General features: G+C 42.0%; 2 protein-coding genes. Both read right to left on the reverse strand.

The annotated features are described in order from the left end of the window. Positions 1-14: 14 nt before the first annotated feature. A complete protein-coding gene (locus tag R7040_RS24905; protein ID WP_318074920.1) occupies positions 15-674 on the reverse strand; it encodes a TIGR04219 family outer membrane beta-barrel protein in 660 nt (219 codons plus the stop codon). Between the two features lie 101 nt (positions 675-775). Beyond that, positions 776-991: an envelope stress response protein PspG gene (gene pspG, locus R7040_RS24910; RefSeq protein WP_005496590.1), complete on the reverse strand. Its 216-nt coding sequence runs from the start codon at positions 989-991 to the stop codon at positions 776-778. Positions 992-1021 lie beyond the last annotated feature (30 nt).

A 1021-nucleotide genomic window follows, 5' to 3' on the forward strand; every position in this document is an offset into this window, starting at 1 on the left:
AGAAAGGAATCGAATTAAAATGAGTATTCCGCGCTAACAAAGAAGCCATTTGCGAAGATAAACTCTTTACCTAAGCTTGAAAGAAACACTTCCGACTCTAAATCGATCACGCGGTATCCACCACGAAAAGCCAACTGAGCGTCTTGTAGTGGCACATGGTATTGAATGCCAGCCATTAAGTCCGTGCTCTTGATGCCTTTGTTGTCACCAAAGTTTATCTCACCAATCACATCAAAGTTCGTATTAGGCACTTGGATCTCTGCGTAGCCGTACCAAGCCCAGATAAGCTCATCAAACTCTTCAGTACGCTTATTTGTACCAGCATCAATGTATTTCGTATCGCTTAGATTGCTGAATGTAACACCCGCATCAAAATGCAATAGATCATGGTCTAGCACTTGGTAGTACATGGTTAAATCGAGTTTATCAAAGCCCATGTAATCGGCATCAACACTTGAGTAACGTAGACGTGCATTCGGTACGTATTTCACATCGTGCTCAATGGCAGCGTAAAAAGTACCCGTTGTACTGCTATCTCTTCTTACTTCATTAACTTTTGTATCTGCACCCCATACTTCTGCCCCCACTTTTGCGGAAAAAGAAGATTCTGCGAATGTAGGAAGAGATGCGGCTAATGATAATGCTGTTAAAGCGATGGTCGCTTTATTTGTCATGGAATGTGTACTCCGAGATAGCTGATATTCAACAATGAGGGCGTGAGGGGAAATATACCATACTCTCACGCCTCGCTATCAACTAAATCATCTATACCCAACTATTTATAACGCGGTTGGGCAACGAAGTTTTTAAAGAACCAAATACCCAATGCGATGACTATCAGCCATGGTAATAGTTTGAGTACCGCGCCGATCATGCCAAGTAAAAACATCACAACCAACGCAATACCTGTTGCTGCGAACACTGTCATCATCGTGATGCCTGTTACTAACAAGGTCGCGGCAAATACTAAAATAAAGATCAGCTCCAACATAATCACTTCTCGATTTGTTTTAAATGGCTA

It is taken from the genome of Vibrio sp. 1069 (assembly GCF_033340555.1).